The organism is Streptomyces yerevanensis (genome assembly GCF_000716805.1).
Classification (GTDB): domain Bacteria; phylum Actinomycetota; class Actinomycetes; order Streptomycetales; family Streptomycetaceae; genus Streptomyces; species Streptomyces flaveus.
This window is the reverse complement of sequence record NZ_JNWJ01000008.1, coordinates 73571-86933: the sequence shown is the minus strand read 5'-3', so window position 1 is coordinate 86933 and position 13363 is coordinate 73571. Positions and strand designations below refer to the sequence as shown.

General features: G+C 70.9%; 12 protein-coding genes. 7 read left to right on the top strand and 5 right to left on the bottom strand.

Annotated features, from left to right (window positions below):
• Positions 1-8 precede the first annotated feature (8 nt).
• Genes OP79_RS10365 through OP79_RS10350 form a run of 4 tightly spaced genes read left to right on the top strand, consistent with a single transcriptional unit; the run spans position 9 to position 4886 of the window.
• On the top strand, positions 9-1049 hold the full coding sequence (locus tag OP79_RS10365) for an ABC transporter ATP-binding protein (protein ID WP_245685268.1): 1041 nt from the start codon (positions 9-11) through the stop codon (positions 1047-1049).
• Positions 1046-2098, top strand: a complete 1053-nt coding sequence (locus tag OP79_RS10360; protein WP_033319769.1) for an ABC transporter substrate-binding protein — start codon at positions 1046-1048, stop codon at positions 2096-2098. Before OP79_RS10365 ends, OP79_RS10360 begins: the two co-directional genes overlap by 4 nt.
• A complete protein-coding gene (locus OP79_RS10355) occupies positions 2095-3114 on the top strand; it encodes a nucleoside hydrolase (protein ID WP_051744551.1) in 1020 nt (339 codons plus the stop codon). The genes OP79_RS10360 and OP79_RS10355 overlap by 4 nt, the downstream gene beginning before the upstream one ends.
• A gap of 11 nt (positions 3115-3125) precedes the next feature.
• Positions 3126-4886, top strand: a complete 1761-nt coding sequence (locus OP79_RS10350; RefSeq protein ID WP_033319768.1) for an adenine deaminase — start codon at positions 3126-3128, stop codon at positions 4884-4886.
• A 108-nt stretch (positions 4887-4994) separates the two neighbouring features.
• Here the strand turns inward: OP79_RS10350 and OP79_RS10345 are convergent, their stop codons facing one another.
• Both OP79_RS10345 and OP79_RS10340 read right to left on the bottom strand, forming a co-directional pair.
• Positions 4995-5198 (bottom strand): cold-shock protein, encoded by a 204-nt coding sequence (locus OP79_RS10345; RefSeq protein ID WP_033319767.1) that lies wholly within the window; start codon positions 5196-5198, stop codon positions 4995-4997.
• Positions 5199-5497: 299 nt separating this feature from the next.
• A complete protein-coding gene (locus tag OP79_RS10340; RefSeq protein ID WP_078491704.1) occupies positions 5498-6874 on the bottom strand; it encodes a DUF6777 domain-containing protein in 1377 nt (458 codons plus the stop codon).
• 161 nt (positions 6875-7035) lie between these two features.
• On the opposite strand from OP79_RS10340, the gene OP79_RS10335 reads away from it, so the two are divergent.
• Genes OP79_RS10335 through OP79_RS10325 form a run of 3 tightly spaced genes read left to right on the top strand, consistent with a single transcriptional unit; the run spans position 7036 to position 9578 of the window.
• Entirely contained in the window at positions 7036-8316 is a 1281-nt protein-coding gene (locus OP79_RS10335) for a streptophobe family protein (RefSeq protein ID WP_033319766.1), read from the top strand.
• Between the two features lie 30 nt (positions 8317-8346).
• Positions 8347-9045: a class I SAM-dependent DNA methyltransferase gene (locus tag OP79_RS10330; protein WP_051744550.1), complete on the top strand. Its 699-nt coding sequence runs from the start codon at positions 8347-8349 to the stop codon at positions 9043-9045.
• Positions 9046-9086: 41 nt separating this feature from the next.
• Positions 9087-9578: a carboxymuconolactone decarboxylase family protein gene (locus tag OP79_RS10325; protein WP_033319765.1), complete on the top strand. Its 492-nt coding sequence runs from the start codon at positions 9087-9089 to the stop codon at positions 9576-9578.
• Positions 9579-9726: 148 nt separating this feature from the next.
• Here the strand turns inward: OP79_RS10325 and OP79_RS10320 are convergent, their stop codons facing one another.
• From OP79_RS10320 to OP79_RS10310, 3 genes are read right to left on the bottom strand one after another with little or no spacing between them, the layout of a single operon-like run.
• On the bottom strand, positions 9727-10521 hold the full coding sequence (locus OP79_RS10320; RefSeq protein ID WP_033319764.1) for an aminotransferase class IV: 795 nt from the start codon (positions 10519-10521) through the stop codon (positions 9727-9729).
• Positions 10522-10576: 55 nt separating this feature from the next.
• Entirely contained in the window at positions 10577-11755 is a 1179-nt protein-coding gene (locus OP79_RS10315; protein WP_033319763.1) for an FAD-dependent monooxygenase, read from the bottom strand.
• Entirely contained in the window at positions 11752-13320 is a 1569-nt protein-coding gene (locus OP79_RS10310; RefSeq protein WP_033319762.1) for a class I adenylate-forming enzyme family protein, read from the bottom strand. Before OP79_RS10310 ends, OP79_RS10315 begins: the two co-directional genes overlap by 4 nt.
• Positions 13321-13363 lie beyond the last annotated feature (43 nt).

Here is a 13363-nt window from a genome sequence, read left to right as displayed (position 1 = left end):
CCCCCACCATGACGACGCCAGTTGTCCAACTCCAGTCCATCACCCGGGAGTTCTCGGGCACGGTGGCCGTCGACTCCATCGATCTGACCGTGCCGCGCGGCGAGTTCACCGCGCTGCTCGGCCCCAGCGGCTGCGGCAAGACGACCACCCTGCGGATGATCGCCGGGTTCCTGGAGCCCACCGGCGGCACGATCCTGCTCGACGGCAAGGACGCCACCACCCTGCCGCCCGAGCGCCGCAACATCGGCATGGTGTTCCAGTCGTACGCGCTCTTCCCGCACCTGACCGTCGAGAAGAACGTCGCCTTCGGGCTGCGGATGCGCGGGGTGCTCGCCGCCGAGATCCGCACCCGGGTGGCGGAGGTCCTCGACCTGGTGGGACTCGCCCACCTGGCCGGGCGAAAGCCGCGGCAGCTGTCCGGCGGGCAGCAGCAGCGGGTCGCACTGGCCCGCGCGGTGGCCATCCGCCCTTCGGTGCTACTGCTCGACGAACCGCTGTCCAACCTGGACGCCCGGCTGCGCGTCCAGATGCGCCAGGAGCTGCTGCGCGTCCAGCGCGAGACCGGGCTGACGGCCATTCTGGTCACCCACGACCAGGAGGAGGCGCTCGAACTCGCCGACTCCATGGTGATCCTCGACCACGGGCGGATCGTCCAACAAGGGCCTCCACGCGAGGTGTTCCAGACTCCGGCCACCCGCTTCGTGGCGGAGTTCCTGGGCTACGAGAACTTCCTCGACCTGCCCGGGCGCGGCCCGGTCACCATCCGGCCCGAGCACATCGGCGTCCTCGGCCCCGACCGGGAACCGCCCGCGGGCGGCGAGGTGATCGACGCGACCGTCACGGCGGTCCGGTTCCGCGGCACGGACGTCGCGGTCACCGCTACCACCGGCGACCGCATCCTGCACGCCGTCACCACCGACGACACCCTGCGCGCGGGCGCACCGATACGGCTGCACCTCCCCCACGCACAGGCCATCCCCCTGCCCGGCGACGACGGCGACGCTCGGCGCGATCTGTCCGACTCCGACCGTCAGGAGCTCCCCGCATGATCCGCACCACCAGACTCACGACCGGCGTCACCGTCGCGTCCCTCGTCGCCTTCGCCCTCTCCGGCTGCGCCGAATCCGCCGCGGCGGACCCGAAGAAGCTGACGGTCAGCACCTTCGGCTTCGGGGCGGACCGTTTCGAGGAGGCGGTGGTCAAGCCCTTCGAGAAGAAGACGGGCATCGACGTCACCGTGGAGACCGGGGCGAACGCCGACCGGCTGACCAAGCTGCGCGTCAACAAAACCGACCCCACCGTCGACGTCGTGATGATCTCCGACCTCTTCGCCGCCATGGGGCAGAAGCAGGGCCTGTTCGACAAGGTCGATCCCGCCAAGGTCCCGAACATGGCGAAGACCTACGACTTCGCGCGGAGCGAGGACGGCTACGGCCCGGCGTACACCTACCAGCTGCTCGGCATGCTCTACCGCACCGACAGGTTCGAGCAGCCGCCGACGCTCCAGGACCTGTGGGATGCCAAGCACAAGGGCAAGGTCGCCGTCCCCGACATGTCCACCAGCGCCGGCGCCCCGTTCCTCCAGGCCGCCTCAGCGACGTACGGCTCGGGCCCCAAGGACACCGACACCGGGTTCAAGAAGCTGTCCGACCTCAAGCCGAACGTCCTGAAGTTCTTCAGCCGCAGCACCGAACTGGTCAGTCTCCTCGACCGCGGCGAGGTCGAGATGGCACCCGGCCTCGACCTGTTCGCCGTGGACCCGGCCAAGGCGGGCAAGCCCATCGGCTGGGCCCCGTTCGACAAGGGCCGCTACGTCGCCGCCAACACCGCTCAGATCGTCAAGGGCGGCAAGAACAAGACGGGCGCCGAGAAGTTCATCGACTACCTGCTCTCGGCCGACGTCCAGGAGCAGGCGGCCGCCTCCTTCAATGACAAGCCGGTCAACCAGGACGCCGAGGTTCCCGCGACCATCAGCGAGGTGGCCGGCAAGGCCGCGAGCGATCCGGCCGCCGCCGGATTCGCCTCCCCCGACCTGGCGTACTCCGTCGAGCACAACGACGAGTGGGTGGACCGCTTCCAGCGCGAGGTCTCCGGATGAGCCGGGCGCCCTCGCGGGTCGTCATCGACTGCGACCCGGGCATCGACGACGCGATCGCGCTGTTCCTGGTGTACGCGTCACCCGAGCTCGACGTCGCGGGCGTGACCACCGTCGCGGGCAACGTCGGCCTCGACCAGGTCGTCGACAACGCCCTGCGGCTGTGCGACCTGGTCGGCGGGCCCGCGGCGACCACGCCGGTGCTCCGAGGTCACGCCGGACCACTGGCCCGCGCGCTGCGGCAGCCCGACGAGCCGGTGCACGGCGCCTACGGCCTGGGAGGCGTCGAACTCCCCGCGGCCGTACGGCCCGTCCACCCCGGCCACGCCGTCGACTGGATCGCGGACCAGGTGTACGACAGCGGTCCGGGCGAGATCACCGTCATCGCGACCGCGCCTCTCACCAACATCGCCGCGCTCCTGCACACCCACCCCGACACCCGCGAGCGGCTGAGGGAGATCGTGGTCATGGGCGGGGCGGCCTTCGCCCCGGGCAACGCCACCCCGGCCGCCGAGTTCAACTTCCACGCCGATCCGGAGGCTGCCCGCTACGTCACCGAGTCCGGCGTCCCCTTGCGCATCGTCGGGCTCGACGTCACCCGCAAGGCCCTCACCCCGCTTACCGACGCCGACGTGCTCATCGCGGACGGCGCACCGGTGACCTCGGCCGCCGGGCGGATGCTGCGCCACCTCGTCGAGCGCTACGCCCGCCGCCACAAGGTGCGCGCCTGTGCCGTGCACGACGCGCTCGCCGTGGCCGCCGCCGTCCGCCCGGACCTTCTGGAGTGGACGGACGCGTGGGTGACCGTGGAGTGCGCGGGCGAGTTCACCCGTGGCGCCCTCGTCGCCGATGTGCACGGGCGCACCGGGCTGCCGCCCAACGCGCGCGTGGCGACCGGCGTGGACGCGCAGGCGTTCCGGACGTTCCTCATGACGCGGCTTCTGGACCGCTACGGCGCGCACCCGGACGGCGGGCACGCGTCGAACCCGGACCTTCTGACCGACCAGCGCAGGAAATGAGCGGGAGACCCATGCCGATGCCCAGCCGCTGCGACCTCCTCATCCGTGGTGCCGAGGTGGTTTCGGTACACACCGGTGAGCTCCTGCCGGCCGACGTGGTGGTGACCGGTGACCTCATCCGCGCCGTCGCCTCGCCCGGCGTACGGATCGAGGCCGATCGCGTCCTGGACGCCGACGGGCTGCTCGTCGCGCCCGGCTACATCGACGCGCACATGCACATCGAGAGCTCGCTGCTCACCCCCGCGGAGTTCGCGCGGGTCACCGTCCCGCGGGGTACGACAACGGTCCTCGCCGATCCGCACGAGATCGTCAACGTGGCGGGGCGCGCGGCCATGGCGTGGATGATCGAGCAGGGCCGCGGGGCCGCGCAGACCATGCTGTGGGCGGTGCCCTCCTGCGTGCCCGCCCTGGAGGGTTTCGAGACGGCCGGCAGCCGTCTGACCGCCGAGGACATCGCCGAGATGCTCGACTGGGACGGCGTCACCACACTTGGCGAGGTGATGGACTACCGTGCCGTCGTGGCCGGCCTGCCGCGCATGCGCTCGATCGTCGAGGCGGCACGGCGCAAGGGCGTACGTCTCGACGGCCACTGTCCGGGCCTGTCCGGCGACGACCTCGGGGAGTACCTGTGGGCCGGAATCGACTCCGACCACACCAAGAACTCCCCCGAGGTGGCCGTCGAGAAGGCGCGGCTCGGCATGCTGCTGATGCTGCAGGAGAAGTCCCTCAGCCCCGAACTCGTACGCCGACTCGACGCACTGCCCGTGCTGCCCGACTTCTGCCTCGTCACCGACGACCTGGCGGCCGACGCCATACTCGAGCACGGGCACCTGGACCACATCGCCCGCGTCGCGCTGGACGCGGGGATGAGTCCGCTGACCGTCCTGCGCGCCCTGACCCTGCATCCGGCCCGCCGACTCGGCCTCGACGACCGGGGCGTGGTGGCCCCGGGCAAGCGGGCGGACCTCGTGCTGCTGCGCGCTCTCGACGACCCGACCCCGGTGACGGTGGTCTGCGGGGGCGAGGTCGTGCCGGAGCATGACGGCCGTACGGCGGACGGGGCACGGAGCCGAACGCGAGCGCCGGAACCACAACCGGACAACCCCTTCGCTCAGCCGGACAACCCCTTCGCCGACTCGGTCCGCCTCACCCCGCTCGAGGAGGACGACTGCCTCTGGCACGCCGAACTTCCCGACGGCGACCACACCTTCCGGGCCCTGCGGGTCAACCCCGTCGACACGTACACCGAACCCGCCGAGGTGGTTCTGCCCGTACGGGGCGGCATCGTGCGCTGGGAGGGCAGAACGGCTCTGCTCGCGGTGTACGAGCGCCACCACGGCACCGGCCGCCGAGCGATGGCCCCGGTGGTGGGCTTCGACCTGGCCGAGGGCGCGGCCGCCACCACGTACGCGCACGACAGCCACAACCTCACCGTGGTCGCCACCGACGCGGGCATGCTGCGCCGGGCGGCGAACCGCGTCATCGGCTCGCGTGGCGGGATCTGTGTGGCCGTGGCCGGACAGCCCGCCGTCCATCTCCCGCTTCCCGTGGGCGGCGTGATGTCCCCCGCGCCCGCGTCCGAGGTCGCCGCGGGCGCGGCGGACGTCCGGGAGGCACTGCACGCGTGGGGCTGGCGGCACCGCAACGCCTTCATGAGCCTGTCCACGATGACCCTGCCGGTGTCCCCCCGGATCAAGCTGACGGACAAGGGGCTCGTACGGGTGGTCGACCGGGCGTGGGAAGAGCCCGTCGTCACAGCGTCCGGGGGCTGACCGCGGCCAGGACGGCTGTGCGGGATGCAAAGAGGGCCGGCACCTGCTGGTGCCGGCCCTCTCCATGAGATCAACTGCGGCAGGTCGGGCCCGCCGGGTGATGCGTGATTACAGCGGGCGGACGCGCGACGCCTGCGGGCCCTTGGGGCCCTGCACGATGTCGAACTCCACCTGCTGGTTCTCCTCGAGGCTACGGAAGCCCGAGCTGTCGATCTCCGAGTAGTGCACGAAGACGTCCGGTCCGCCTTCGGCCTGGGCGATGAAGCCGAAGCCCTTCTCGGCGTTGAACCACTTGACGGTTCCCTGAGTCATTTGCTGCTCCCTACAGGGGCTGAGTAGAGGGAACTCGCACCGTGCGAGATCCCGGCCGGTTCACGACGCGGCTCCTCCAGCAACCTGAAGGCAAGCTTCGCGCCCGCAACATTGTTCTCTGCGAGCCTGCGACTGAGACAAACACACACATAAAACTGCGACCGCCTCGTACAACCAAGCCCCCTGCCGGATTCATTCCCGCCCACCACGACCTGGTCGTCAGCCCTGGTGCGGGCGCGTCGGGGCGCAGGCTTTCAAGGCCCCTTTGGTCCGGGACCGGCTCGGAGCCGGAGGCCGGGTCATGTCGTGTCGGGGGAACCTTGGTCGGGGGACGAGTCGGCGGGCTCGGAACCAGAGGCCGGGGCGCTCGTCGTGTCGGGGGAACCTTGGTCGGGGGGCGGGTCGGCGGGCTCGGAACCAGAGGCCGGGGCGCTCGTCGTGTCGGGGGGCGAGTCGGCGGGCTCGGAACCATAGGCCGGGTCGCTCGTCGCGTCGGTGGGGTCGTCCGGAGGGGGTTCGGGCGTTGTTGGCTCGGGTTCCGGGGACGTCTCGTCGTCCGGATACGTCTCGTCCGGAGACGTTGTTTCCGTGGGCGGCTTGGTCGGGGTAGCCGGTGAGGTCGGCGGGCAGGGGCTCTTGTCGGGCGGGCAGGACGGGGGAAGCGAGCTCTCGGACGGGGACGGGCGTTTTTCGGGTGGCTTTGTCTTCTTGTCCTTGGTGCCGGTGTCGCCCTTGTGGCGCTCGATCCACTCGCCGTTGTCGGGGTCGTAGAGGACGAAGCTGTTGACGACCTGGGGCGCGGGCGAGACGACCACGACGTTCGACGGCCGGTACGAAGGCCAGGAGTCGCCCGTCCTCTTGGGCGTGCCCTGCTGCGCGACCGGCGGTGTCAGCGGGTTGCCGCAGGCGCAGCGCACCTGGGGTACGCCGCGGTCGTCGACGAGGACGGCGGTGCCGGACTGCAGGACGGCCTGGTAGCTGTTGGCGGCGCCGTCGCGGTAGCCGTGGTTGGTGACGCGGGTGTCCATCCGCAGTTGTACGGGGGTGAGCGAGCGCAGATAGCCGGGGACGCCGGAGGGCTCGAGGCCCAGGACGGAGGCGAAGGCCTTGTTCTTGGCCGGGGCTTCCTGGAGGTAGGTGATCTGCTTCTCTACGTCGCAGGCTGCCTTGTTCCGCGTACCGCCGTAGAGGCCTGGTGCCGAGCCGTCCACGCCGCGCGTCACATTGGAGGAGTCCGAGGTGGTCGTGGGCGAGGGCGTCACGGGGACGGTCGAGCTGTCCTGTGCCGTCGACTCGGTGAACGGGTCGGGACCCGCCTTGCCCGCCGCCTGGAGGAAGACCTCGCTGCCGGAGCCCGGGGTGCCACCGTCGGGGCGGGTGAGGACGACGGCCAGGACCACGGCGGCGACGGCCACGAGGGCGATGACCGCGACGCGGGGCGCGGACTTCCACCACGGCAGGGCGGGTCCGTTACCGGGGCCGGGCTCGGCCGGACCCAGCGGGCCGCTGGGTCCGGAAGGACCACCGCCTCCCGGGCCCCCGGCCCCCGAGCCGCCGCCCGACGGGCCCAGCGGGGCACGGTCCCCCGGCGACTGCGGGGGAGGAGGCCCGGACGGCCCCAGCGGGCCCGAGGGCGGTCCGGCGGGGCGGCCGGAGGACGGCGGTTCGACGCTCACGAGCTCTTCTTCCCGGAGGTGAGATTCACGGCATTTCAGACTTTTTATGCCTATTAATCTGCAATGAACCTATTGTGTGCTCCTATTCCGTATCGTCCGCAAGCCGACGCGGTCGGCCCTCTCGGCAGGCGCGCCGCCGCAGCCCTGCCTAGCGTGGCAACGTGAGCACCCGGACATCTCCTGACCAGGCAGTGGCCCGCCATGGGTGGGTCGAGGCCGTCGTGACGGTTCTCGCCGGAGTGGCCGTCATGGTCGTGGTCGCCGCGCTCGGGCTGTGGGCGGCCGGGGCGACGGATCTGCCGGAGGGCGCGTTTCCGCGGGTCGTCCTGGCCGCCGTGGTGGCGGCGGTCGGTGGTTCGGTCGAGTTCGCGGGCAACGCCGGAGCCCTCGCCGAGACAGAGGCGAACCTGACGGTGCTCCCCCTGTCGGTGGCCCTCGCCGGAGTCCTGGTCATCGCCGCCGGATTCCTGAGGCCGCTGCGCCATCGAGCCGTGGCCGGGGCTCCGGAACTGGCGGGCTGGGCCGCCCGTATCGCCGTCGTCTGGTTCCTCGCCCTGATCGCCCTCTCGCTGCCGGCCCGCCAGACCTTCGACATCTCGCTCGGGGAGGACGGCCTCGGCGACATCGGCGACCTGTTCGGGGATGTGGCTTCGCCCCGGGTGGGCTTCGAGGCCGACGTACCGGTGACGCTGTTCTTCGGGCTGCTGTGGCTCGCGGGCGTACTGGTCCTCGCGCTGCTGGTGTCGCGGAAGGCCCCGCTTCCGGCCCGGCTGCTGCGCTTCCAGGAGTCGGTACGGCCCGCCGCGTTCGCGATGGTCGTGCTGCTCCTCGCCTACGTCGTCCTCGGCCTCGTCATCGCGCTGGTGGTGGCGGCGACGCGCGGGTATGCCGTCGAGACGTTCGCCTTGATCCTCCTCGGGTTGCCCAATCTCGTCTGGCTGACCTTCACCGTCGGTCTGGGCGCCTCGTGGGAGGGCCGCGTCGACGGGCCGTTCGGGCTGCCCATGCCACGGCTGCTGGACCTTGTGATGCGTACGCCGGACATCTCGAGGCTCGATCTGCGGACGCTCTCCGAGCACGACGGCAGGGTGTGGTGGCTGGTCGTCGTGAACGCCGTGCTGCTGCTGGCCGCCGCGTTCCTGATGGCCGCCCGCTCACCGGCCCGGACGCGGCTTTGGCAGCACGCCCTGCACATGGCGGTCGCGCTCGCGCTCACGGTGCTCGCCGTCTGCCTCGTCGGCAAGATCTCCGCGCACTACGGCCTGTCGTTCCTCGGCATCGGTGACCTCGGCGGCGGGCTGTCCGGTGATCTTCTGCTGCGGCCACGACTGTGGACCGCTCTGGGGTTCGCCGCGCTCTGGGGGCTGGTGGCCGGTTTCCTGGGAGGGCTGCTCGCCTGGCGTGTGCACCGGCGGGGCGAGGTGGCCAGTACCCGACTGTGAGGCCGATGAGGCGTACTACGGTACGTCTCCATGATCGAGCCGGACTTCCTGCACACCACCCGTACGGGGTACGACGCCTGGGCCGTCCCTTATGCCGAGCTCTTCGCGAACAGACTCGACGACTATCCGCTGGACCGGGCGATGCTCGCCGCGTTCGCCGAGTTCGTGCGGGCGGACGGTGGCGGGCCGGTCGCCGACCTCGGCTGCGGGCCCGGCCATGTGACCGCGCTGCTGCACTCGCTGGGGCTGACCGTGTCCGGTGTCGACCTGTCGGCGGAGATGATCGCCATCGCCCGTAAGGCGCATCCGGAGCTGCGGTTCGAGGAGGGATCGATGACCGCGCTACCCCTTGATGACGGCGCACTCGGCGGGATCCTCGCCCGGTACTCGATCATTCACACTCCGCCCGAGCGGCTGCCGGAGATCTTCGCCGAGTTCCACCGGGTGCTGGCGCCGGGCGGTCATCTGCTCCTCGCGTTCCAGGCCCACGACGATCCCTCTCAGCTCGCGGAGGCGTTCGACCACAAGGTGGCGCTCGCCTACCGCTGGTCTCCCGGCCGCGTCGCCGATCTGCTGCGCGAGCGAGGGCTCGTCGAGGTGGCCCGTCTGGTGCGGGAGCCCGACGAGGACGACGAACGGGGCTTCCAGCAGGCCCATCTGCTGGCTCGCAAGGGCGAACCGGCCGCTTTCCGGCGACCTTTGCCCACGAGACGGAAGAATTCGGCCTGATTCCGCTGCATGGCCCGTCAATGCGGGGTTAGAGTCACCCCATGTCCCACAGCGATGCCATAACTCGTGTGTCCCTCAAGAAAATTACCCCCGACGTCTCCACAGCGATGGGCGCCCTGCACGGTGCCGCCGTTTCCGCGGCGCGGGATGCCAAGATCGAGCCGGAGCTGCTCGAGCTGCTCAGAATTCGCGCGTCGCAGATCAACGGCTGTGCGTTCTGCCTCGACATGCACACGAAGGACGCCCGCGCGCAGGGCGAGACCGAGCAGCGCATCTACGCGCTGAGTGCCTGGCGGGAGACTCCGTTCTTCACCGAACGGGAGCGCGCCGCACTGGCGTTGACCGAGGCAGTGACCCTGGTGCACGACGGACGGGTCCCGGACGCGGTGTACGCGGAGGCCGCCGAGGTCTTCGACGAGGAGCAGATCGCGGCATTGATCTGGGCGGCCACCGTCATCAACGCGTACAACCGCATCGCCATCGCGACACGCATGGCTCCGGGCGCTTATGAGCCCAAGCAGAAGACCAGTTGAGGTCTTGAAGAAATGGAATCGGACCTGATTCCGGCCTGAATCCGAGAATGGGTCGATGGCGCCGGGCGATTGAATTCATCCGGCGCCTTCGGTTTCCGCTGTTCCGTTGTCTTCGCGGGTCGCAGAAGCATCCCCTCGCACGTCGATTTCAGGTGTTCGGCAGCGGCTCCATGATGTCGTCCAGCCATTTCCTCCATTCCTCGGCCCGCATCGCCGGACCCGCCTCCATCGGTCGTCCCTCCCACGCGACCACCGGGCGGATCCCGTGCAGGGCGTTCACCAGCCACACCTCGCGGCCCTCCAGCTCCTCCAGGGTCCGCTCACACTGAGCGAGCTGGACGCCGGTGGCCGTGGCCCGTTCCTGGATGAGCCCGAGGGTGACTCCCGGGAGCAGGGGCAGCCGCGTCGGGGGCGAGCAGAGGGTGTCGTCCTCCCACCACAGGAGGCTTGAGCTCGATCCCTCCAGGACGAGGCCCGAGGGGGCGATGAGTACGGCCTCCTCGGCGCCCTGTCCGGCCGCCCGCTGCCGGACCCGGGCCAGGACGTCCAGGTCGGGGCCCTTGCGGCGGGGCACGGTCCGCGGATCAGGCTGGCCCGCCGCCCACACCCGCACTTCGGGGGCCAGTTCCGGGGCGTGCCGCAGCAGGAGCCTCAGCTGGAGGGATCCGCGGACGAGTTCGACACGGGGGAACCACGTTCCCGTTCGGGGCAGGGCCGTGGTCATGTCCCGCCAGAACTCGGCGAGTTGTCCGGTCGGTGGGGCGCCGCAGTCGGCGCAGGCGCGCTCGAAGCGTGCCCGGTGCCGCTCGAAGCCGCGCACCAGTCCGTCGCGCAGCAGCCACGAGTCCGCGGCCAGCAGTCGGGTGTCGGCCGCCAGGCCCCGGGTCAGACCACTGCCCGGGGTCCAGGCCAACAGGCCCTCCGCGGTTGCGGGTTGCGTCATAGAGACTCCTCTCAATTCACTCCGTGTCTCATCGGATGCCCTGGTAACAGGCGCCCTAGTACTTACGGCCCGCGCTCGCCGGCGGGCCCTTGCGTGGCCCGTAGGGAGCATGCTCCAGCCAAGCTCCGCACCACGGCATTACGGGTGCGAGTGCCGCTGCCGCGCGCTGTTTGACCCGTACGATCCGCCTCTGGGGCCGCAGATGGTCCAGTGCGGTGCCGGCGGCGGCGCTGTTGAACAGGGCCGCCGCGCGCCGGGCCGCGGCGAAGTGGGCGACCGCTTCCGGCACTCCGGTGGCGATGGCCTCCGCTGCCGCCGCCGCGTCGGCGATTCCGCTGTTCATGCCACGTGCGCCGAACGGCGGGAAGAGGTGCGCCGCCTCGCCGACGAGCAGCACCCGGTGGTACGGGTCGGTGAAGGAGGCGGCGACCTTGCGCAGAAAGCGGTATGTCGACACCCACAGGATCCGGTCGGCGTACCCCTGACCCACCACGGCCGGCAGCCAGCCGCGTACGGACTCCTCGGTGCCGTACGCCTCCTGGCGGTCGTCGTCCCGGCATTGGAGGTCGAGCTGGAAGCCGCCGGTGAACGGCACGCGCATCACGCTGCGTCCGCCGACACCGGGATGCTCGTAGTGGAAGACCCGTTCCAGCGGGAGTTCCGCGCCCGGGATGTCGGCGACGTCCACGACGACGTGGAAGCCGTTCGCGTGGCTGCCCTCCAGGGCGATGCCCAGTTCACGCCGCAGCGCCGAGCGCGCGCCGTCGGCGGCGACGACGTGGCTGCCGGTCCAGGTGCGGCCGTCGTCGTCGGTCAGGGTGACGCCGGTCGGGCCTGCCCGTACGCCCACCACCTCGGCGCCCCACACGAACTCCACCCCGGCGTCCTTGCAGGCGGCGAGCAGGAAGCGCTCGGTGTCCACCTGGCGCAGGCTGGTGAAGGGCGGCGGTCCCGAGGGCGGCGGGAAGGTGCGGGAGTAGACCTCGCGGCCCCGGTACAGGGTGCGCTTGGTCTGCCAGGTGCGTCCGTACGCGGTGATCTCGTCGGCCAGTCCCGGTCGCATCGAGTCGAGCAGGTGCAGGGTCTCCCGGTGGACGAACAGGGCGCGGCTGCCCGGCCGTTCGCGGCCCTCGGGGTCGGCTTCCAGGAGGGTGACCGGCAGGTCGCGGGCGCGCAGGGCGAGGGCGGCCGACAGGCCCACGGGTCCCGCGCCCACCACGATGACGGGGCTCATGTGCGGGTGCCCTCGGTCAGCATGCGGGTGATCTCCACCCGCTTCACCTTCCAGGTGGCGGTCATCGGCAGCTCCTCGAACCGCCACTGCCGTGGCTCGGCCATCGCGGGCAGGTCGTCGGTGGCCTTCCGCCAGCGCTCCATGTCCAGGGGCACGTCGCCGCGGACGCACACGACCGGTACAGGTTCGCGGTCGGCGCCCCGCACGATGACGACCTCGCGCAACTCCTCCAGGCGGGACATCAGGGTGTCCTCGACCTCCAGGTTGCTGTGCACCGAGTCGATCTGGTCGATCTCACGGTCGATCAGATACAGGGCACCCAGGCGGCTCTGGTAGCCCATGTCGCCCATCTGCCACCAGTCACCGTCGAGTTGACGCAGGTACTGCTCCCGCCCACCGAGGTAGGTGAGGATGCGCCCCCTGGTGCGGGCCTCGATCGGTCCGGGCGTTCCGGGCCTGGCCCGCCCGCCGGAGCCGTCGGCGATACGTACCCGCGTGAAGCCGGGGATGCCGATCCCGACCCGGCGGCCATCGGCGCGGGCGGCGCTGCGCCGGGTGAACCACTGGAAGGCGACCGGGCCCGTCTCGCTCTGCCCGTACAGCTGGATCAGATACGGCGAGCGGCGCTTCGACGCGTCCAGCAGCCGCCGCACGGTCCGCGGGTGGATCGCGTCGAAGGTGGAGCCGTACGAGCGGACCCGGGACAGCGGCGCTCCGGGGGCGTCGGCCAACTCCTCCCACAGTACGAAGGTGTTGGGGTGGGTCTCGACGATGCCGGGGCGGTGGCGGGTGAGCAGGGGGCCGACCGAGGCGGGTTCGGGGTGGGTGATCAGCACCAGTGGGCTGCCGAAGTGCAGCAGCACGCCGAGGAGGTGGTAGAAGCGCGAGTGCACGAACGACATGTGCAGTGCCGCGATCTCGCCGCGGGTGGGCCAGCCCATCGCCTTCTGCGGTACGAGGCGGTTCCACATGGTGTTCGGGCAGTGCACGGCGAGCTTGGGGACGCCGGTGGTGCCCGAGCTGTGCGTGATCAGGGAGGGTTCACGGGGGTGGAGCCGTACGGGCGCGGGTGGCTTGCTGCCGGCGTACTGCTCCAGGGGGACGGCTCCGGGCGCGTCGTCCACGGAGAGCGTCTGCCGTACGAGCGTGGGGAGTTCGACGTCCTTGAGCGGTCCTTCCAGCTTGGCCCGGTCGGTGATCAGCCAGGGCTTGTGGAGGCGTTCGAGGAGCTGTCCGGCCACCGGGCCCGCCAGGGCGGGCGCGAGCAGCGCGGGCACGGCGCCGATCCGGGAGACGGCGCAGGTCAGCAGCACGATGTCGACGTTGTCCGACTTGTGGATGACCACCTCCTCCGACGGCCTGACGCCGGCCTCCCACAGCCGGCCGGAGAGCTCGTCGACGAGGTCCGCGAGCACGGTGTAGCTGAGGTAGACCCCGAGGTCGGGGTTGACGTCCAGCGGCCGGTCCAGCGTGACGAAGGCCGCTCCGTGGCGGTCTGCCGCCTGCCGGAACATCGGGCCCAGATAGAAGCCGCGGTCGGGGAGCAGGGGCTGCTGCTGTCGCATGCGCCCAATCCTTTCTGCAGTGGTACCTGAGGCCGGGGTCGAC